At 69.0% G+C, this 19,062-nt stretch carries 21 protein-coding genes; 6 read left to right on the forward strand and 15 right to left on the reverse strand.

Features of this window, described 5'->3' with window-relative positions:
- Positions 1–13 precede the first annotated feature (13 nt).
- Genes DL991_RS24300 through DL991_RS24315 form a run of 4 tightly spaced genes read left to right on the forward strand, consistent with a single transcriptional unit; the run spans position 14 to position 2,348 of the window.
- On the forward strand, positions 14–391 hold the full coding sequence (locus DL991_RS24300; protein ID WP_005160428.1) for a GntR family transcriptional regulator: 378 nt from the start codon (positions 14–16) through the stop codon (positions 389–391).
- On the forward strand, positions 388–1,281 hold the full coding sequence (locus DL991_RS24305; protein ID WP_125786640.1) for an ABC transporter ATP-binding protein: 894 nt from the start codon (positions 388–390) through the stop codon (positions 1,279–1,281). The genes DL991_RS24300 and DL991_RS24305 overlap by 4 nt, the downstream gene beginning before the upstream one ends.
- Positions 1,278–1,967 (forward strand): ABC transporter permease, encoded by a 690-nt coding sequence (locus DL991_RS24310; protein ID WP_125786641.1) that lies wholly within the window; start codon positions 1,278–1,280, stop codon positions 1,965–1,967. The genes DL991_RS24305 and DL991_RS24310 overlap by 4 nt, the downstream gene beginning before the upstream one ends.
- Before the next feature lie 27 nt (positions 1,968–1,994).
- Positions 1,995–2,348: a DoxX family protein gene (locus tag DL991_RS24315; protein ID WP_125786642.1), complete on the forward strand. Its 354-nt coding sequence runs from the start codon at positions 1,995–1,997 to the stop codon at positions 2,346–2,348.
- On the opposite strand, the gene DL991_RS24320 is transcribed toward DL991_RS24315, so the two are convergent.
- The 14 genes from DL991_RS24320 to rsmD form a co-directional block, all read right to left on the reverse strand.
- Positions 2,345–3,529, reverse strand: coding sequence for an MAB_1171c family putative transporter (locus tag DL991_RS24320; protein WP_125786643.1), 1,185 nt, complete (start codon positions 3,527–3,529; stop codon positions 2,345–2,347). The two genes, DL991_RS24315 and DL991_RS24320, sit on opposite strands and share 4 nt — an antisense overlap.
- Entirely contained in the window at positions 3,526–4,089 is a 564-nt protein-coding gene (locus DL991_RS24325) for a hypothetical protein (protein ID WP_125786644.1), read from the reverse strand. Before DL991_RS24325 ends, DL991_RS24320 begins: the two co-directional genes overlap by 4 nt.
- Positions 4,090–4,530 (reverse strand): helix-turn-helix domain-containing protein, encoded by a 441-nt coding sequence (locus DL991_RS24330; protein WP_125786645.1) that lies wholly within the window; start codon positions 4,528–4,530, stop codon positions 4,090–4,092. It lies immediately after the preceding gene.
- Positions 4,531–4,597: 67 nt separating this feature from the next.
- Complete coding sequence (gene mutM, locus DL991_RS24335) at positions 4,598–5,458, reverse strand: bifunctional DNA-formamidopyrimidine glycosylase/DNA-(apurinic or apyrimidinic site) lyase (protein WP_125786646.1); 861 nt, start codon at positions 5,456–5,458, stop codon at positions 4,598–4,600.
- A gap of 80 nt (positions 5,459–5,538) precedes the next feature.
- Positions 5,539–6,285 carry a ribonuclease III gene (rnc, locus tag DL991_RS24340; protein WP_199754043.1) on the reverse strand — a complete coding sequence of 249 codons (747 nt, stop codon included), beginning with the start codon at positions 6,283–6,285 and terminating at the stop codon, positions 5,539–5,541.
- Between the two features lie 15 nt (positions 6,286–6,300).
- On the reverse strand, positions 6,301–6,483 hold the full coding sequence (gene rpmF, locus DL991_RS24345; protein ID WP_005160412.1) for a 50S ribosomal protein L32: 183 nt from the start codon (positions 6,481–6,483) through the stop codon (positions 6,301–6,303).
- Positions 6,484–6,555: 72 nt separating this feature from the next.
- Positions 6,556–7,173, reverse strand: coding sequence for a DUF177 domain-containing protein (locus DL991_RS24350; protein ID WP_125786647.1), 618 nt, complete (start codon positions 7,171–7,173; stop codon positions 6,556–6,558).
- The gene (locus tag DL991_RS43775; RefSeq protein WP_255433342.1) at positions 7,166–7,300 is read right to left on the reverse strand and encodes a hypothetical protein; all 135 of its coding nucleotides are present in this window, start codon (positions 7,298–7,300) and stop codon (positions 7,166–7,168) included. The genes DL991_RS24350 and DL991_RS43775 overlap by 8 nt, the downstream gene beginning before the upstream one ends.
- Positions 7,301–7,383: 83 nt before the next feature.
- Positions 7,384–8,109, reverse strand: a complete 726-nt coding sequence (locus DL991_RS24355; protein WP_125786648.1) for a DivIVA domain-containing protein — start codon at positions 8,107–8,109, stop codon at positions 7,384–7,386.
- A gap of 124 nt (positions 8,110–8,233) precedes the next feature.
- The gene (locus tag DL991_RS24360) at positions 8,234–9,064 is read right to left on the reverse strand and encodes a hypothetical protein (RefSeq protein WP_125786649.1); all 831 of its coding nucleotides are present in this window, start codon (positions 9,062–9,064) and stop codon (positions 8,234–8,236) included.
- Entirely contained in the window at positions 9,064–9,579 is a 516-nt protein-coding gene (locus DL991_RS24365; protein ID WP_125786650.1) for a SigE family RNA polymerase sigma factor, read from the reverse strand. The genes DL991_RS24360 and DL991_RS24365 overlap by 1 nt, the downstream gene beginning before the upstream one ends.
- Positions 9,580–9,646: 67 nt before the next feature.
- Positions 9,647–10,339, reverse strand: coding sequence for a ribonuclease domain-containing protein (locus DL991_RS24370; RefSeq protein WP_125786651.1), 693 nt, complete (start codon positions 10,337–10,339; stop codon positions 9,647–9,649).
- Between the two features lie 99 nt (positions 10,340–10,438).
- The gene (gene coaD, locus DL991_RS24375) at positions 10,439–10,921 is read right to left on the reverse strand and encodes a pantetheine-phosphate adenylyltransferase (protein WP_125786652.1); all 483 of its coding nucleotides are present in this window, start codon (positions 10,919–10,921) and stop codon (positions 10,439–10,441) included.
- 53 nt (positions 10,922–10,974) lie between these two features.
- Entirely contained in the window at positions 10,975–11,529 is a 555-nt protein-coding gene (rsmD, locus tag DL991_RS24380; RefSeq protein ID WP_199746409.1) for a 16S rRNA (guanine(966)-N(2))-methyltransferase RsmD, read from the reverse strand.
- A gap of 122 nt (positions 11,530–11,651) precedes the next feature.
- On the opposite strand from rsmD, the gene DL991_RS24385 reads away from it, so the two are divergent.
- Complete coding sequence (locus DL991_RS24385; protein ID WP_125786653.1) at positions 11,652–13,766, forward strand: ATP-binding domain-containing protein; 2,115 nt, start codon at positions 11,652–11,654, stop codon at positions 13,764–13,766.
- Between the two features lie 265 nt (positions 13,767–14,031).
- Here the strand turns inward: DL991_RS24385 and DL991_RS24390 are convergent, their stop codons facing one another.
- Complete coding sequence (locus DL991_RS24390) at positions 14,032–17,820, reverse strand: helix-turn-helix domain-containing protein (protein WP_158634450.1); 3,789 nt, start codon at positions 17,818–17,820, stop codon at positions 14,032–14,034.
- 185 nt (positions 17,821–18,005) lie between these two features.
- Here DL991_RS24390 and DL991_RS24395 point away from each other — a divergent pair, with 185 nt between their 5' ends.
- Positions 18,006–19,001, forward strand: a complete 996-nt coding sequence (locus DL991_RS24395) for an LLM class flavin-dependent oxidoreductase (protein ID WP_199746407.1) — start codon at positions 18,006–18,008, stop codon at positions 18,999–19,001.
- The last annotated feature ends 61 nt before the right edge of the window (positions 19,002–19,062 follow it).

A 19,062-nucleotide genomic window follows, 5' to 3' on the forward strand; every position in this document is an offset into this window, starting at 1 on the left:
GAACGGAGGTGTCGTGCTCGACGAAGGAACACCCCTGTTCGTGCAGATCGCCGAACAGATCGCCGACGACATCGCCGAGGGAAGCCTGGCCGAGGGGGAACGCGTGCCGTCAACCAACGAACTCGCCGCCTTCTACCGGATCAATCCGGCGACGGCGGCCAAGGGGATCAACGTGCTCGCCGACGACGGACTGCTCGAAAAGCGGCGCGGTATCGGCATGTTCGTCGCCGGCGGCGCGCGGCAGAAGCTGCTCACCGACCGGCGGCAACGATTCGCCGAGCAGTACCTCGACCCGATGCTCATCGAAGCGCGGCGCCTCGGCATCGACGACGAAACCCTGATCTCGCTCATCCGCGGGAACGGACACCGGAACGGAGGACCCGCCGCATGACGCCGACCATTTCGACCACCGGCCTGACCCGGCGCTACGGCGACCACCTCGCGCTCGGCGATGTCTCGGTCGACATCGAAGAAGGCAAGATCACCGGCCTGCTCGGCCGCAACGGCGCGGGCAAGAGCACCTTCCTGCGCATCGTCACCGCACAGGAGTTCGCCGGCGCGGGCTCGGTCCGCGTGTTCGGCGAGAACCCGGTGGAGAACGAACGCGTGCTCCAGCGCCTGGTGCTCGTCCGCGAGGACCAGCAGTTCCCGGACTTCAAGGTCCGGCACGCCCTTTCGGCGGCGTCGTGGTTCTACCCGAACTGGGACGCGGAACTGGCCGACACGCTGCTTCGCGACTTCGACCTGCCGACGAAGCGCCCGATCAAGAAGCTCTCGCGAGGGATGCGCTCGGCGCTGTCGATCACGATCGGGCTGGCGGCACGGGCGGAACTCACGCTGCTCGACGAGCCGTACGCGGGCCTCGACGCCGTCGCGCGCCAACTGTTCTACGACCGGCTGCTCGACGACTATTCGGCCCATCCGCGCACGGTCCTGCTGTCCACGCACCTGATCGACGAGGTGGCGGATCTGCTGGAGCACGTGGTGATGATCGACAAGGGCCGCGTCGTGCTCGACGCTCCCGCCGACGAACTGCGCGGCTCGGCCGCCACGGTCAGCGGGCCGGCCACGGCGGTGGAATCCTTCGTCGCCGGCCGCCGGGTGCTGCACCGCCGCAAGATCGGTTCACGGGCTTCGGTCACCGTCGCCGACGCGCTCGACGCCGCCGCGAAGGCGCGGGCACAGGCCCTGCATCTGAAGCTCGAACCGCTTTCCTTGCAGCAGTTGATGGTGCACACCTCCAACACCGGACAGACGACAGCGGAGGAGGCGTCCGCATGAACACCCTGGTCAATGTCGCGCGCTACCACCTGGTGGACCGGCTCCAGTTCCTGGTCCTCCCGGTCGGCGTCACGTTCTTCGCGTTCCTGGTGAACCTCACCATCTTCGCGGTGATTCCCGAGACGCCCGAGGAGAACTACTCCGGCGGCCTGTTCACGCTGTACGTGTTCATGCTCGTCTGCGGTGCCTTGAGCATGACGAAGTCGCTGCCGTTCGGGCTCGCGCTGGGCGTGTCGAGGCGGTCGTACTACCTGGGCACGATCCTGCTGGTGACCGGGCTGGCCGCGATGTACGCGGTGGGGATCGTCGTGCTCCAGGCGATCGAGAACGCCACCGGCGGCTGGGGGATCGGCCTCAACTACTTCCGGGTGCCCTGGCTGCTCGACGGTTCTTGGTATCTGACCCTGCTCACGTCGTTCGTGTTGCTGACGCTGATGTTCGTCTACGGCATGTGGTACGGCCTGATCTACCGGCGCGCCGCGGTGCTGGGCGTGGTCCTGTTCGCCGCCGCGCAGGTACTGGTGCTGGTGGGCGGGGTGCTGCTGCTCAGCTGGACCGATTCCTGGCCGAAACTCGGCACGTTCTTCAGCACGCTGACCGTCGGCGGCGTGACCGGGGTGCTCGCCCTGCTGGTCTGCGTCGCGGGGGTGGGCGGCTTCGCCACGATGCGCCGCGTGACCGTCTGAAATCCTTCCGCACCAAGGAGTTCCGTTATGACCGTAACTCATGTGGTGTTGTCGGTGCTGCTGGCCGCGATCTTCGCCGTACTGGGGGTGGCGAAGGTCCTGCGTCAGCCGTCGTTGATCTCCCGGACCGAGAGGCTCGGCTTCTCGGTCCGGGAGATCCAGGGGATCGGCGCTCTCGAGATCGCCGGAGCGGCGGGCCTGGTGGCCGGATTCTTCTGGGCGCCGCTCGGGATCGCCGCGGCGATCGGCCTGGTGGCGTTGCTGATCGGGGCGGCGATCGCCCATCTGCGGGCGGGTGACGGGATCAAGGACGTCGCCCCGCCGATCTGGCTCGCGCCGGTCTCGGCGGCGGCCGCCGTCACCGCGATCGTTTCGGCTTAAGCAGCAAGCGTTTCACGGGCTCGGTCGCGAATGCGTCCGACCACGGTGGACCGTCGCCAGGCGCGCGTGACCTCCACCAGCCACGCCGCTTCGGTGGCGATGTCCGGCTCGTCGAGGTAGGTCGCCGGAACGTCGTCGGGGGCGTACCGGCGGCCGGCCTCGGAGGCGACGAGCGCGGCGGCCAAGGCCGCGGCTTCGATCGTCGCGGGGACCCGGGATTCGGGGATCTTCGCCTTGCGTGCTTCGGCTTCCGCCACCGGCGGCACGTCCGGATCGAAGTAGGGACGCAGCGCGAGATGGCCGTCCCGGATCTCGATGACCCTGCGGTACAAGGCGAACTCGACGCCGCCCGGCATACCGGGGCCCGGGTCCAGGGCGATTCCCGGGACGGCTTCACGCAACGCGGTCCACAACGGCTCGATCCGGCGATAGGTCCGGTACGTGCCGATCAGGCGGAACGGGGTGGCCAGCGCGGGCCCCCACACGCTGAGCGTCGCGCCCGCCCCGGCGAGCCCGACGCTCAGCGCCGCCAGGATCGACGAGACGGTTTCCTCACCGGCGTTGACCTCGCCGGTGGTGGCGAGGATGTAGATGTCGTCGACGTCCCAGAAGGTCCAGCCCAGCGCGGCGACGCCGCCGCCGACGAGCAGCCACAGCCCGGTGCGAAGCGGGCCCGGATCTGCATGGCGTGCGAAGCGGGCGAAGACGATCGAGAAGGTCAGCAGGCTGATCAGACCGTAGACGAGGAAAAGGACGTTGTACGCGACGAACCAGCCGAGCCTGCCCGGCCCGGCGGCGGTGTGTTCGCCGACGCGGTAACTGTCGGAGAGGAAGAAGAGCACGATCTCGGCGGCCACGACGATCCAGGACAGCAGCGCGTGCCAGCCGATCCGCTTGCCCTCCCCCAGTTTCAGCGAATGCGCGAACGCGACCGCGAAGGCCATCGCGCCGATCTTGAGCAGATCGGCCGCGAGGTTCAGAAGGCTTCCGATGGGTTCTTCGACGCCGACGGCGTTCTCCATGGCCGGGGTGAGCAGCATGATGCCGCCCGCGATGCACATCCCGAACGCGCTGAGGAACCACATCCGCCGCAGCGGCTGGGTGTGCCGCGCCTGGATCAGCTTGTACCCGAATCCAGCGAAAGCCACCACGCAGCAGAAATACGCGATGGTCTCGGTCACGGCCGGCGCCGTTTCCGGCTGCCGAAGAGGTTGTCGACCCTGGCCATCCCACCGGCGAGGTCGCTCCCGCTCTCGTCGAGACGCGCCGCTCCACGCACCGTCGTCCGTGCGACGCGCTGCGCGAGCAGACTGGCGAGCAATTCGGCCTCCTGCTCCTCGACGGCGCTGTAACTCGTGCGGCCGAGGACACGGCGGACGAGTTCGGGCGACAGGTTCGGCATGAGGGTCTTGCCGGCGGCGGCGTCGAGCACGATCCCGTCGGCGCCGACGTCCGAACCGGTGTGGCCGCACAACAGGTGGCCGACCTCGTGCAGGAGGATATGCCGCCGGTGCAGGGCGGTGGTGTTGGTCGGATAGAGGATGTAGTCCGCGCGCTCGGTGCTCATCAACAGCCCGCAAGGGCCGCTGGAGGGGACGCTGACCTGCATCAACTCGATCGGGCGGCCGCGTTCGGCCGCCAATTCGGCGGTGAAGGCCTCGGCGTCGAAGGGTTCGGGAAGAGCGACGCCGTCGGCGAGCCCCCGGCAGCGGCGCCACAGCTCTTTACGGCGGCGGTCCACTCACGTCTCCTTCTTCGTGCCGCCCCGTCCGGATTCCCTGCGGGCGATCGCGTCGATCATGTCGCTGATGGTGTCGAGTCCGTCGGGGGAGAGTGTTACGGCCCGCAGCGCGACATCCCGGACGCCGGCGTCGCGGAGGGCGCCGAGCAAAGCGAGCTCCTCGGCGATCTTGGCGCTCTGCACGTCGTCGAAGAAGTACGCCGGCGAGACACCGAAGAACTGGGCGAGGGCCTCGAGGTGGCGTTTCGTGGGATTGTCGCGGCGACCTGTGCGCAACTGCCACAGGTACGTCGTCGAGAAGCTCTCGCCGGTGGCTTCACGGCACGCCTTGGCGACCTCTTCGTGGCTGTACGGCTCACGATCGGGCCTCAGCACGATCTGGAACAGCTTGTCGATCTTCTCGGCGAGCGTCGTCTTGCCGGGCTCGGTCGCGGCCACCATCCCACTCCCTCAATGTCGTGCCCGTTCATGCTAGTTGACGCGACACCCGCGCCGTACACGACAGTTTTCACCTCAAGCGCGGACGCGGCTGGCACCGGGGGCACGAAAAGGACGAGCGGTTCATGAAGGGATCACGCCGGATCGCGGTTCCGCACCGGCCACAGGGCAGGCCTTCCTGGCCATAGGCGTCGAGCGATCGGTCGAAATACCCGGATTCGCCGTTGATGTTGACGTACAAGGCGTCGAACGACGTCCCGCCCGCGACGAGCGCGGCGTCCATGACCTCGCCGGCGGCGGTGAGGACCGTCCGGCCCTGTGCCGCGGTGAGCTTTTCGGTGGGCCGGGCCCAGTGGAGCTTGGACCGCCAGAGGGCTTCGTCGGCGTAGATGTTGCCGATACCGGAGACGAGGGTCTGGTCGAGCAGGGCGCGTTTGATCTCGGTCCGCCTCGACCGCAGCGCGCGGACGGCCTGGTCGAGGTCGAAGCGCGGGTCCATCGGATCGCGAGCGATATGCGCGATGGTGGACGGCAACGCCGTCCCGTCGACCTCGGTGAGTTCCGCGAGCGCGAGACCACCGAAGGTCCGCTGGTCGACGAAGCGCAACTCGGGCCCGCTGTCGGCGAAACGGAATCGCACGCGAAGGTGCTTCTCGTCAGGCGCTTCTTCGGGCTGGACCAGCATCTGGCCGCTCATGCCGAGGTGCGCGAGCATGGCCTGGCCGTCGGAAAGCTCCAGCCACAGGTACTTGCCGCGACGGCGGGCCGCGGTGATCTTGGTACCGGAAAGGCGTCCGGTGAAATCCTCGGCGCCGAGTTCGTGACGGCGGATCGCGCGGGCGTGGAGAACTTCGACCTCGGTGATCGTCCGGCCGGAGGCATGCGCCTCGAGCCCGGCGCGAACCACCTCGACCTCGGGGAGTTCGGGCATGACGTCGATTCTCCCACCGGCCCTCGTGAGTGGTAATGACGGCCAGAACCGTTATTACCACTCACGAGGGAGTGCGGGACTCAGGTGGTCTTCGGCGGCTGTTCGACGTCGAGTTCGGCCGAAAGCTGTCGCCAGGCCGTCTCGGCGGCCTTCTGCTCGGCTTCCTTCTTGGTCGTTCCCGAGCCGTAGCCGAGTTCACGCCCGCCGACGAGGACGGTCGCGGTGAACTCCTTGCGGTGATCGGGACCGGTGTCCTCGACCTTGTACTCGGGCACGCCGAGCCCGGCCGACGCGGTCAGCTCCTGGAGGCTGGTCTTCCAGTCCAGTCCGGCGCCACGCAGCGGCGCTTCGGCGAGCAGACCGTCGAACAGGTGGTGCACGAGCTTACGCGCGATGTCGATGCCGTGCTCCTGATACGCGGCGCCGATGACGGCCTCGAGACCGTCGGCGAGGATGCTCGCCTTGTCCCGGCCGCCGGTGAGCTCTTCGCCCTTGCCCAGCAACAGGTGCTTGCCGAGCCCACCTTCGCCGAGGCCGCGCGCGACCCTGGCCAGCGCGTGCATGTTGACCACGCTGGCGCGAAGCTTCGCGAGCTGACCTTCGGCCAGGTCGGGATGGGTGTTGTAAAGGTGGTCGGTGACGACCAGACCCAGCACCGCGTCCCCGAGGAACTCCAGGCGCTCGTTCGGCGGCAACCCACCGTTCTCATAGGCATAAGAACGGTGGGTCAGCGACAATGTCAGCAGCTCGGGCTCGATCGTGATCCCGAGTGCTTCGAGCAGTGGTGCGGTGTCCACGGGTGGTCCACCGGCCGACTTGCCCCCCATGTCGTCAGCTGCCGATCAGGCGGGCTCGACGACCTGGCGACCGTTGTGCTGGCCGCAGGCCGGGCACGCGATGTGCTGGAGCTTCGGCTGCTTGCAGGCGCGGTTGGAGCAGGGCACCAGCTGAACCGGAGCCGCCTTCCACTGGCTGCGGCGCGCGCGGGTGTTGGATCGCGACATCTTCCGCTTCGGGACGGCCACGAGTAGATCTCCTTCAGACGGTCTGCCCGCGGTCGCGAGCGAACTTGCTTCTCCGGAACGAGCTGGTGCTCGTCAGGCTTGCTTTCCGGGGCCATCAGCCTGGTCATCGGCCGTTTCGTCGCCGAAACGCCTCACCAGCGTGGCCCACCGAGGGTCTATCTTCTCATGCCCGTGCCCGGGCTCGAGATCGGCCCACTTGACACCGCATTCGATGCACAGTCCCCGGCAGTCCTCGGTGCACAGCGGGGCCAGCGGCAGCGCCAGCACCACCGCGTCCCGGACCGTCGGCTCGAGGTCGATCCGGTCGTCCACCAGGCGAGGGATCTCGTCCTCGTCGGTGGTCTCCTCGGTCGCGGAGCCGGGGTAGGCGAAGAGCTCGGTCAGGTCGACCTCGACGTCTTCCGTGATCGGGTCGAGGCACCGCGAGCAGTGCCCCGTCGCGACGGCGGACGCCGTACCGCTGACGAGCACACCCTCGACGACGGATTCGAGCAACAGGTCGAGTTCCAGGCTGGAGCCGGCGTCGATGGTGATGACGTCGGGCACACCGAGCGCGGTCTCGACGGGAATGGCGCGTTGGACGGCCTTGCTCAGGCCGGCGTGACGGCCGAGTTCGCGGGTGTCGAGCACCCACGGGTTCCGGCCGTCCAGTTGCGCAGGCCTGGCCTGCGGCGACTTGTTCTCAGACATCGATGACCAGGGTACGCAGTCCCCGCCACCGACTTTCGGGCACGCCCCGCGAAGCCCCGGCGGGCAGCTGCCCGTCCGTGAAGGACTCCTTGAGGCACCAAGCGTGGAGGTCCTTTCCCGTGTACATGAAGGCCCCCTTCCTGTACCTGGGCGCGAGGAAGGGGGCCTTCATGTACTTCAAGCGAGCAAGGGGGCGCCGGAACGCCCGGGTCAGGACTGGTAGTCGTACAGCGACGTGCGGCTGTTGCCCGGCAGGTTGACCGGGGACCGCAGGTGGTTGCGTCCGGAGTCGACCGTCCGCAGCGTGGTCGCCAGCAGTTCGGAGAACTCGGCCAGCTTGCCGTCGACGTAGGCGTCGCAGTCGCTGCGCTGCTTGTCGGCCTCGACGTGCGCTTCGTCGACGATGCGGGCCGCCTCGCCGTGCGCGGCTTGGACGACCTCGGTCTGGGCGACGAGCCGGGCCTGTTCGGCGCGGCCGTCCTCGATGGCGCGCTCGTAGGCGTCGCGGCCGGCTTGGATCATCCGCTCCGACTCCGCGCGGGAGCGGTCGGTGAGGCTCTGGAACTCGGCCTGTCCGGCGGCGACCATGCGCTCGGCCTCGCCGTGCGCGTCGCTCATCATCTGCTCGGCGCGGGCGCGGGCGTCGGCGAGGATGCGCTCGGCCTCCGCCTGGGCGTCGGCGACCGTGCGGTCGGCCTCGGTGTTCGCCGTGGTGATCGTCTCCGCCGCTTCGGTGCGGGCGGTCTGGATCAGCTGGTCGCGCTTGTCGAGGACGTCCTGCGCGTCGTCGACTTCACCCGGGAGGGCGTCGCGGATGTCGTCGAGCAACTCGAGGGTGTCCCCGCGTGGAACGACGCAACTGGAGGTCATCGGCACGCCGCGGGCTTCCTCCACGATGGTGACGAGCTCGTCGAGCGCCTCGAAAACCCGGTACACGGCCCACTCCCTACCTACTGCTACAGCGATCCCCACATTCCCTGAGATCAGTTTGCCCTCATCGCCGCCGTAAGGGGTGAAAGCGCGCGGTACCGGGCGTGTCCCCACCGGTACCGCGCGCCACCTACCGGAGGTTGAGCTCCGGATCCGTGACCAGTCCGATCAGCTGGTCGTCGGCCGGAATCGAGCCGCCGCCGCCCGTGCCGGCGGTCACGGTGACCGACGTACCGGCGGTCACGGCGACCGACGTACCGTCGGCTCGGTACATGGTCACGCTGCGGGCAGGTTCGACGTCGCCGGCGGGCAACGTCGGGACGAGTCCGGAGACGACGACGGTGCTTCCGTCGGCTCGGGGCGTCTTCGTACAGTCCACCGGTTCCCCGCTCGTCACCCCGCCGATGTCCGCATCGAATCCGTTGATGGCCTTCCGGCCGGGTTTGCAGCTGTCTTCCAGGGAGAAGCCGAGCTTGGCGGCCTCGGTTCCGCTGATCGTGATCACCAGGGGCCGTTCGGCGCCGGCGGCGTCCCGGTAGCCGACCATGACGACGAGCACGTCCCAGTCGTTCTCGGTCCGCAGCTGATGTACGGAGCGGACCCGAATGTCACTGGTCCCGGCGAGCACGGTGGGCAGGGTGGCCGCCAGATGCCCGGTGATCCGCGCTTTCTGCGCCGTCAAGTCCACCTTCGGCGACACCGGCGGTTTCGGGGTTTTCGCCGGCCCCGCTTGGACAGTCGTCGGGGATGGCGGCCCGGCCGGTGCGACCACGGGATCGTGACCTGGTGCCACGAACACCACCGCGGCCGCGATGATCGCCAGTGTCGCGGCCCCCGTCACCGCGACCGCCCGCCGGTTTCGCACCTTCTTCGCCGCCGTCCCGGCGACTTCGTCCGGGTCGAAGCCGAGCGGTGGCTCGGCCAGTTCGATCCCGCGCAGCCTGTTTTCGAGTTCGTCCATCACGCGCTCCTCCCGGAGACAGCCTCGTCATGCTGTCTCTGCAGGGCCGCACGCAGGGCGTCGAGCCCTCGCGCGGCCTGGCTCCTGACCGTCCCTTCCGAACAGCGCAGCGCGACGGCGACCTCCGCGACCGGGAGATCGGCGCAGTAGCGCAGCACGACGACGGCGCGCTGTTTCGGCGGAACTTCGGCGAGGGCGCGAAGCAGCGAATCCGAGACCCCGGCATCGGCCGGGGCGGCGGGCTCTTCGGGGACGACGCCGTCGCGGTTCTCTCTGCTCCGCCAAGGTCGTCGCCGCTCGTCGAGCCAGCAGCGCATCAGGATCTGCCTCGTGTAGTTGTCGACGGGCCCTTTCCGGCGGACCTTCGGCCAGACCCGGTAGAGCTTGATGAGCGCGGTTTGGACCAGATCCTCCGCGAGATGCCAGTCGCCGCAGAGGAGATACGCCGTCCGCCTGAGCGGTAGCGCCTTGTCCCTGGCGAACTCCCTGAAGCTCGCATCGTCCCCAGACCGCATCGTGCCTCCTCGTCCGTGTTCCGGTGTATCTCACGGACGAGGAGGCACGAAATGTTGCATGAGCGGATCAGCCGTCGAGGTTCACCAGCTTGAAGGTCGCGTAACGGTCCGGGGTGTAGACGATCTCGCCGCCCTTGCCCGAGATCACGCGGTCGCTCGTGCCCACCGGGAACAGCTGGTAGTAACCGGCCGCGCACGACGGCAGCACGCCTTCGCGGTTCTCGTAGACCGTGCCGGTCGCGCCACCGCGGGCCTTGTCCACCACGGACTTCGCCGCGGAGGACAGCGTCGAGTAGCCGACCTTCGTCAGCTTCGAGGTGTCGCCGCAGGACGGCGACGGCGTGCCGTCGGCGTCGATCACGGAGAAGGTCTTGTAGTGGTCGGCGGTGTAGAAGTGCTCGCCGGCGTTACCGGTGACGATGCGGCGCGCACCGCGATCGGGCGAACCCGGGGTCGGGACCGTGTACTCGCGGTAGTAGCCCGAAGCGCACTTCGGGAGGATGTTCTCGCGGTTGGAGAAGACCGTGCCGTCCTTGTCCGGGTACGGGAACGGGCCACCCTTCTGGATGAGGTTGTAGGTCGTCGTCGCCTCGGCGGGCAGCGACGAGAGCGACACATGCTTGAACCCGGTGAGATCCCCACACGGATTCTGCTGGATCGAGACCGGGGCGGCCGTGGCCTGCGCGGCACTCAGCCCGCCGAAGAACGTGACAAGCAGAACGAGCAGCGCGGCGGCGATCCGCGATCGTTTGTTGGTCATTTTCGGACCGTAACCCGATCGTGTATTCACCAGAAGGCGCCGAGATGAACTCTTCACCGCCGTTCACCGTTGACCGACCAACGGCTTCGGCCGTTCGGGTCAACCTCGTTCGGAGTGCTTCTCCATGAGACGTTTGAACACTATCGGCGGGACGAGGTGCTCGATGTCGCCCCCGAGCGCGGAGACCTCTTTGACCAGCGAGCTCGACACGAACCCGTACGCCGGGTTGTTCGCCATCAGCAGGGTTTCCAGCCCGGTCAGCTCACGGTTCATCTGCGCCATCTGGAGCTCGTAGTCGAAGTCGCTGACCGACCGCAGCCCCTTCGCGACCGCGACGATGTCGTTCTCGCGGCAGTAGTCGACCAGGAGGCCCTGCCAGGAATCCACGCGCACGTTCGGCAGCTTCGCGGTGATCTCACGCAGCATGTCCATCCGCTCCTCGGTGGTGAACAGGCCTTTCTTGCTCTTGTTCACCCCCACCGCGACGACGACCTCGTCGAACAGCCTCGCCGCCCGCTCGATGATGTCGAGATGTCCATTGGTGGCCGGGTCGTAGGACCCGGGACAGACCGCACGCCGCATGCGCGGACGCTACCAAGGAGAAGGGACCCCTGCGCGTTCATCAGTGCGCCGTCTCACACCTGATATTCCGCCCAGTAGAGCGCGGTGTCGCCGTAGCGCTTCGTGCGCATCGGTTCGAACCCGGGCGGCCAGTCCGGTTCACCGTCCCGCGCGGCCCGTTCGATCACCACCAGCGCCCCGTCCACGACCCACCGGCCTGCGGCGAGCGCGGCCATGACCTCGCCCAGGCGGGTGGAATCGACAGCGTACGGCGGATCCGCGAGGACGATGTCGAACGTTTCCGGCGCCGGAGCGGCGACGACGGACTCGACGGTCCCGGCCCGGACCGTGCCGCCGAGCCCCAGCGCGGCGACGTTCCCCTTGAGCACTTCGACCGCGCGCCTGTCGTGTTCGACGAACAGCGCGCCCGACGCGCCGCGGGACAACGCCTCCAGCCCGAGCGCGCCCGAACCGGCGTAAAGGTCGAGGACCTGGGTCCCCTGGAGCTCGCCGGCGACCTCCAGCGCGTTGAACAGCGCCTCGCGCACGCGTTCCGACGTGGGCCGCGTGCCCTTCGGAGGGACCTTCAACCGCCTGCCGCCCGCGGTCCCCGCCACGATCCTGGTCATTGGAGCATCGTGCCTCAACGCCTTCGGCCGTGACGTTGGCCGGGACTTGGTGAAGCCGCCGCCCAGCTCGCGTAGAGTCGTCCTTCGCCCTCGGAGGCGATAGAAGCGTTTAGGAGCGTTGCGTGTCCGAACCTCGGGTCAGACGGGCCGAGATCGCCATCGAGCAAGCCCATGTGGACACGGTCTACACCCGGCTCGCCGAACTGCGAGCCCAGGCAGAGGCCATGCGTACCAAGGGCTATGAAATCGGCCATGGCGCCGGGCGGGAAGCGATCTTCGAGCAGGCGTCGATGCTGTTCGAACGGGACATGATGGTGTACCACGCCAATCAGACCCTGCAGACCCTCGACGCGGAGTACGAAGGCCTGGTCTTCGGCAGGCTCGACCATCTCGACAACGACCACATCTACGTCGGCCGTCTCGGCATCCGCGACGCCGAGTTCGACAACCTCGTCACCGACTGGCGCGCGCCCGCAGCGGCGGCGTTCTACCAGGCGACGGCCGAAGAGCCGATGGACGTCGTCCGGCGCCGGGTGATCCGGTGCTCCGGCCAGAACGTGCTCGACGTCGACGACGACGTCCTGATCGCCGACGCGGTCCCCGAGAACATGCAGATCGTCGGCGAAGGCGCGCTGATGGCCGCGCTCGGGCGGTCGCGCGGCGAGAAGATGCGGGACATCGTCGCCACCATCCAGAAGGAGCAGGACGAGGTCATCCGGGCGCCGTGGCGCGGGGTCACGGAGATCACCGGCGGCCCCGGCACCGGCAAGACCGCGGTCGCGTTGCACCGCGCGGCGTACCTGCTCTACCGCTACCGCCGCCAGCTCGGCGGCGCCGGCGTGCTGGTGATCGGCCCGTCCGGGGTGTTCACCAGCTACATCTCGCGGGTGCTGCCGTCGATGGGTGAGACGAACGTCGAACTGCGCGCGCTCGGCGAGGTCCTCGACGGTCTCGAAGCGACCCGTCAGGACCCGGCGCCGCTGGCGGCGATCAAGGGATCGCTGCGGATGCGCAAGATCCTGCTGCGCGCGCTGCGGGACACGCCGGAAGACGCGCCCGAGGACATGAAGATGGTCTACCGCGGCGAGGTGCTGCGGCTGAACGCGCGCGAACTCGACAAGGTGCGCCGCAAGGTGCACACCGCGGGCGGGCCGCCGAACCGGTCGCGGATCCGCGCCGCCGAACTGCTGCTCGACGCGCTCGCCGCGAAGGCCGACCAGCACGCGAAGGACGACGGCCGTCAGATCGACAAGGCCGAGCTGATCAGCGAACTCGGCGAGCGCATCGAGTTCCACCGGTTCCTGGTGGTCTGGTGGCCGATCCTGTACCCGGCGCAGATTCTGCGGTGGCTCGGCGTGGAGAAGCGGCTCGCCGCCGCGGCGAAGGGCCTGCTCAACCGCAACGAGATCAGCCTGCTCGCGGCCGACTTCGCCGACCGCTCGCGCGGCTGGACCATCGCGGACGTCGCACTGCTCGACGAGCTGCGCGTCCTGATCGGCGAGCCACCGAAGCGGCGCAAGGGCAGGCAGAGCATCGAGGTCAACCCGGAACGCGGCGGCGCCCCGACCCGGCCCCGGCACTACGACGAGTACTCGCACGTGGTCGTCGACGAGTCGCAGGACCTCTCGCCGATGCAGTGGCGGATGGTCGGGCGGCGCGGGAAGTACGCGAGCTGGACCGTGGTCGGCGACCCGGTGCAGAGTTCGTGGCCGGATCCGGCAGAGGCCGCGATGGCGCGTGACCAGGCCTTCGGGCTCAAGACGACGCGGCGCCGGTTCACCCTGCGCACCAACTACCGGAACTCGGCGGAGATCTTCGACCTGGCCGCGAAGGTCGTCGCCGGGCACGCCGAGGCCGACGAGCTCCCGCGCGCCGTGCGGCAGACCGGCATCACGCCGGAGGTCCGGCCGGTCGAGGCCGCCGGCCTGGAGGCGGCGACGCAGGCCGCGGTGAAGGAGCTGATGGGGGCCGTCGAAGGCACCGTCGGCGTGATCACCGCCATGGACCGGGTGCCCGAGGTCGAGGGCTGGCTCGACGGGCTCCTCGACGAGCGGCTCAAGGTCGTCGGCAGCCTCGACTCCAAGGGCCTCGAATACGACGCCGTCGTCCTGGTGGAGCCCAACGACCTCATCACGGAGTCGACCACCGGACGCCGCGTGCTGTACGTCGCGCTGACCCGCGCGACCCAGCAGCTGACCGTCCTCGCGTCGAACCCGGACTGGATCCCGGCCGCCTGACCCCCGCAATTCGGCACCAGGTTGCGGTAGTTCGCATCGCCGACTACCGCAACCTGGTGCCGAATTGCGTGACGGGGCGGGGCGACAAAAGCTGAAGGGCTCCTTCAGGACACTGGTGAATGCCCTGAAGGAGCCCTTCAGACCCCCGGTGAGTGAACGATGTGGGGACGCATCGCACGTCCAGGGGTATTTCTAGCGCCTCTTCGTTGTTCGGTGTCACGACCGTTCCACCGAACAACAACGCCGAACAACGAATCGGCCGTGGTCACGGGCACGGCGGCCGGTAATCGAGCCCCGGCAGGTGTTGTTCCCACTCTTCGGGCGTGATCCGCGGGTACACGGTCGCGCAGATGCGTTCGGCGGCCCGTTCGGGGCTGGTTTCCCACAACCGCACGCTGCCGTCCGCTACGGAACCCGCGAGGGTGTGCCCGTCGGGAGCGAACGCCACCGCGTTGACCCGATCGACGTCGTCGGTCAGGTTCGCCGATTCCCGGACGGCTCCGGGATCGGAGACATCCCATAGTCGCACGGACCGGTCGTAGCTGCCGGTCGCGAGCGTCTTCCCGTCCCCGCCGAACGCGACCGAGATGACGTTGTCGGTGTGCCCGGACAGCAGCGCAGCCTGCCGGGGAGCCGCCGGATTCGTCACGTCCCACAGCCTGCCGGTGCGATCGGCGCTCCCGGTGGCGGCGAGTTTTCCGTCCGGGCTGTAGGCCACCGAGAACACCGTGTCGGAATGTCCCTCCAGCACCGAAAGCTGCTTCGGCGCCTTCGCCATCGAGATGTCCCACAGCCGCGCGGTGTGGTCCCAGCCGCCGCTCAGCACGGTGCGGCCGTCCGGGCTGAACGCGATCGAATGGACGTCGTCCTCGTGCCCGGTGAGAGTCGCGAGTTCGACGGGCCGCCGGATGTCGGCCACGTCCCACAGTTTCACCGTGTGCCCGCTGCCCGCGGTCGCGAGCGTCCGGCCGTCCGGGCTGAACGCGACCGGGTCGATCTCCTCCTCCGGCCGGTAGAAGACGCCGGTGTCGACCGGCTTCCGCGGATCGGTGACGTCGATCAGCCGCATCGTGTGGTCCCAGGAGCCGGCGGCGAGCGTCCGGCCGTCCGGGCTGAACGCGAGACCGCAGACACCTTGGCCGAAGCCCGCGATCTTGCCGAGCTCACGCGGGTTCCGGGTGTCGGCGACGTCGACCAGGCGCACCACGCCGTCCTGGCTGCCGGTGGCCAGCAGTTTCCCGTCGGAGCCGTAGACCGCCCGGCAGGCCGACCTCGCCGGACCGCTGATCGCGGGCCCCGGCAGATCCCACAGCCGCACCGTCTGGTCGTCGCTCGCGGTCACCAGTGTGCGGCCGTCCGGCGAGAACACCGCCCAGACCACCGCGGCGGTATGCCCGATGAGCACCGGTTTCTCGCGCGGCTTCGCCGGATCGGTGATGTCCCAAAGCCGCGCGGCGCGGTCGAAACCGGTGGTGACCAGCGTCGTCCCGTCCGGACTGAACGCCACGGACCGCACGATGGTCTTGTGTGCGGTCATCGTCCCCAGCGGCGTCGGCGCCATCGGGTCGCCGACGTTCCAGAGACGCGCGGTCTGGTCGATGCTCGCGGTGGCGAGCGTCCGGCCGTCCGGGCCGAACGTCGCGGAGTGGACCCCGGCCGTGTGCCCGTTCACCACGCCGAGCGGCTTGGCCTTGAGCGGGTCGGCGACGTCCCACAACCGCGCGGTCTTGTCGGCGCCGGTCGAGACGAGCGTCCGCCCGTCGGGGGCGTACGCGAGACCGTTGACGTTGCCGGTGTGCCCGGTGAGGGTGGCCGCGAGCACCGGTTTCGCGGGATCGCGGACGTCGAACAGGCGCACCGTGCCGTCGCCGTCCGCGGTGGCGAGCACCGCCGCCTTCGGGCTGAACGCCACCGCGTTGACCCGGCTCGGGTGCTCCCCCACCACCACGCCCGGCCCGGGTTTCGCCGGATCGGCGACGTTCCACAGCCGCACGGTCTTGTCCCAGCCCGCCGTCGCGACCACGCCGGCGCCGAACGCCACAGAATTGACGTTCTCGGTGTGCCCGGACAACGTGGCCAGTTCCCTCGGCCGATGAGGATCGCCGACGTCCCACAGCTTGGCCGTGTGGTCCCAGCTGCCGGTCACCATCACCTGGCCGTCGCCGCGCAGGGCGGCCACGTTGACGCGGTGGCCGTGTCCGCCGACCCGGGTCGAGTACGGCGATTCGAACATCCCGAGCACGCTGCCGCGGGTGTCCACGCTCGGGTCGACGCGGTACGCCGCCAGCGCGAGCTGCGCGGCCAGCGCCGGATTCGTCGGCCGCATCCCGATGGCCTGCCCGGCGACCTTCTGCGCGAGGGCGTTGTTGCGCTGGCTCGTCGCGGTCTGCTCGGCTCGCACGGCGTACGCCATCGCGGCCGTCGCCAGCACCAGTAGCACGGCCAGGAGGGCGACCAGCTGGCGCAACCTCCTGGTGCGTCGCCGCGCGACGGTCTGTTCGTGGTTCTCGATCGCCACGCTCGCGTCGAGGAACCGGCGTTCGCGCTGGGAAAGCGCGCTGTCGTGCTCCCCCGCCCATTCCCTGGCGATGGACAGCCGCGCGCCGCGGTAGAGCCAGCCGTCGTCGCGGCCGACCGATTCCCACGCGTCGGTCGCCTCGGTGAGCTGGCGGTGCACGCGCAGGCCCTCACGGTCTTCGGCGAGCCACTCACGCAGGCGCGGCCAGCCCCGGATCAGCGCCTCGTGCGCGATCTCGATGCCGTTGTCGTCGAGGGTGACCAGCCGCGACGATGCCAGCCTGTCCAGCACGACGGCGACGTCCGGGTCGTCCGCGTCCACCTCGTCGCGGGTGATGCGGCGTTTGGTGTCCTCGGTACCTTCGCCGAGCGCGGTCATCCGGAGGAAGATCTGGTTCGCCAGCCGTTGCTGGTGTTCGCTCAGCGCGGTGAAGGTGTGCTCGGAGGTCTGCGCGACCGACCGTTCGATGCCCCCGGTGGATTCGTAGCCGGTGAGGGTGAGGGTGTTGCCGTGGCGGCGGCGCCAGGTCTCCAGCAGCGCGTGCGAGAGCAGCGGCAGGACGCCGGGCTGCCCGGTCGCGTCGGCGACGAGCCGCGAGACCAGCGCGTTCTCGACACGGTACCCGGCGTCGATGGCCGGCCGCGAGATGGCCTGCCGCAGCTCTTCGGTGCTCATCGGGCCGACGAGGATCTGCGCGTCCTGCATGGCCTCGACCAGCTCGGGATGCCGCGCGCAGTGGGTGTAGAAGTCGGTGCGGATGCCGAGGACGACCCTGGTCCGGCTCTCCGGTTCGGTCGTCGCGGTGACGAGCGCGGACAGGAAGGCGGCCCGCTCGTCGACGTCCTGGCACAGGGTGAAGACCTCTTCGAACTGGTCGACGGCCAGCACGACGTCACCCTCGCGGTCGGCGACCAGCTGACGGGCGGCGAGGCCGAGGTTGCGCGGATGTTCGGTGAACTCGGCGAGCAGCCCGCCGGGCGCGAGCCCGAGCGCGGCGCCGAACTGGACGGCGCACTCCTGCAGCGGCCGTGAACCGGGGGTCATCAGCAGGGTCACGGACGTCTCGCCCGCCGCCGGGAGCAGACCCGCACGGAGCAAGGACGACTTACCGGAACCGGAAGCGCCGAGAACCGCCAAGAATCGTTGGTCCGAAAGCCTGGTGACGAGTTTTCGGACAAGTCGTTCGCGACCGAAGAATCGGCTCGAGTCGTCCGGTCCGAATGCGGTCAGACCGATATAAGGGGCCGATTCCCCATTCGGTGCGGCAACCGGTGAATCGCTGACTCCGGTGCGCGTCCGCTCGGTCACGTCATGCCAGCGGGCCGCCCACTCCTCCTCGGGGCCGTCGCACGCCCGGACGTAGGCCAACGTGACCGCCAAGCTGGGCATCTTCTTCCCGCCGGCCGCTTCGGAGAGGGTGCCCGCGGAGTAATGGGCACGCCTGCCCAGCTCGCGGTACGTCGGATTTCCGGCCTTCTCCCGCAGACGCCGGAGATCGGCGGCGAACTCCAGTAACGGATCGTCCCCGGGGTCCAAAGGTCGCTCCGGACGCGGCACCCTTAATCCTTTCTTTTCAGTGGTTTTCCCACGGTCGCATTCGGGGGCAACCGTACCTTGGAAACGGGGGGACTCCGCCGAGTACCGGGTACATCGAGTCGGTTAATTTCGATCGATCGACAGGTGCGGGAAGGGATCGGGGACCCGCCGCGTTGTACCGATGCGTGACCTCTTTGCCTGACATCCCGCTGTCCGTACTCGACCTCTCGCCCGTCGTGGCCGGGGGCGGCGTGAGCGACTCGCTGCGCAACACCCTCGACCTCGCGCGCCGGACCGAGGCGCTCGGCTATCACCGGTACTGGCTCGCCGAGCACCACAACATGCCCGGGATCGCCAGCTCCGCGACCGCCGTGATGATCGGCCAGGTCGCCGCCGCCACCGAACGCATCCGGGTCGGCTCCGGCGGGGTCATGCTGCCGAACCACGCGCCGCTGGTGGTGGCCGAGCAGTTCGGCACCCTGGAGGCGTTCCACCCCGGCCGGATCGACCTCGGCATCGGCCGCGCGCCGGGCACCGACCAGCGGACCGCGCTGGCGCTGCGCGGCCCCGGCGGGCTCTCCGCGGAGAACTTCCCGCAGCAGTTCGCGGAACTGCTGGCCTACTTCGAGCACTCCGACCAGCGCGCGGTCAACGCCGTGACCGCCGAGGGCAACAAGCCGCCGGTGTGGCTGCTCGGGTCGAGCGGCTTCAGCGCGCGGATGGCGGGCGAACTGGGCCTGCCGTTCTCGTTCGCACACCACTTCAGCGCCGAGAACACTCTTCCCGCCGTGGCGCTCTACCGCGACGCGTTCAAACCGTCGGACGTCCTGGACGAGCCGTACGTGATGCTCGGCGTCTCCGTGGTCGCCGCCGAGACCGACGAGCGCGCCCAGTACTTGGCCGCCCCCAGCGGCCTGACGTTCCTCAGCCTGCGCAAAGGCCGCCCCATCCCGCTGCCGACGCCGGAAGAGGCCGCGGCCTACCCGTACACCGACATCGAGCGCGTGTTCATCGAGGACCGGGCCGCGAGCAGCATCATCGGCTCGCCCGAGACCGTCCACAAGGGACTCGAGACTCTGCTCGCCGACACGGGCGCGAACGAGCTGATGATCACGACCATGGTGCACGATCAGGCGGACCGGGTGCGGTCGTATGAGTTGGTGGCCGACTTGGCGCGCTGACGCTCCCTCGCGCCGCCGGAGGGGGCTGCGGGCGTGCGATGAAGGACTCCTTCATAGCAAA

This window comes from Amycolatopsis sp. WAC 01375 (assembly GCF_003947325.1).
Lineage (GTDB): Bacteria > Actinomycetota > Actinomycetes > Mycobacteriales > Pseudonocardiaceae > Amycolatopsis.

Excerpts from the sequence above, each read along its gene's own strand:
- DL991_RS24305 (WP_125786640.1), top strand. The coding sequence starts at position 388 with ATGACGCCGACCATTTCGACCACCGGCCTGACCCGGCGCTACGGCGAC.
- DL991_RS24310 (WP_125786641.1), top strand. The coding sequence starts at position 1,278 with ATGAACACCCTGGTCAATGTCGCGCGCTACCACCTGGTGGACCGGCTC.
- DL991_RS24315 (WP_125786642.1), top strand. The coding sequence starts at position 1,995 with ATGACCGTAACTCATGTGGTGTTGTCGGTGCTGCTGGCCGCGATCTTC.
- DL991_RS24330 (WP_125786645.1), bottom strand. The coding sequence starts at position 4,530 with ATGGTGGCCGCGACCGAGCCCGGCAAGACGACGCTCGCCGAGAAGATC.
- mutM (WP_125786646.1), bottom strand. The coding sequence starts at position 5,458 with ATGCCCGAACTCCCCGAGGTCGAGGTGGTTCGCGCCGGGCTCGAGGCG.
- rnc (WP_199754043.1), bottom strand. The coding sequence starts at position 6,285 with ATGGGGGGCAAGTCGGCCGGTGGACCACCCGTGGACACCGCACCACTG.
- DL991_RS24350 (WP_125786647.1), bottom strand. The coding sequence starts at position 7,173 with ATGTCTGAGAACAAGTCGCCGCAGGCCAGGCCTGCGCAACTGGACGGC.
- DL991_RS43775 (WP_255433342.1), bottom strand. The coding sequence starts at position 7,300 with ATGTACACGGGAAAGGACCTCCACGCTTGGTGCCTCAAGGAGTCCTTC.
- DL991_RS24360 (WP_125786649.1), bottom strand. The coding sequence starts at position 9,064 with ATGGACGAACTCGAAAACAGGCTGCGCGGGATCGAACTGGCCGAGCCA.
- DL991_RS24365 (WP_125786650.1), bottom strand. The coding sequence starts at position 9,579 with ATGCGGTCTGGGGACGATGCGAGCTTCAGGGAGTTCGCCAGGGACAAG.
- DL991_RS24370 (WP_125786651.1), bottom strand. The coding sequence starts at position 10,339 with ATGACCAACAAACGATCGCGGATCGCCGCCGCGCTGCTCGTTCTGCTT.
- coaD (WP_125786652.1), bottom strand. The coding sequence starts at position 10,921 with ATGCGGCGTGCGGTCTGTCCCGGGTCCTACGACCCGGCCACCAATGGA.
- rsmD (WP_199746409.1), bottom strand. The coding sequence starts at position 11,529 with ATGACCAGGATCGTGGCGGGGACCGCGGGCGGCAGGCGGTTGAAGGTC.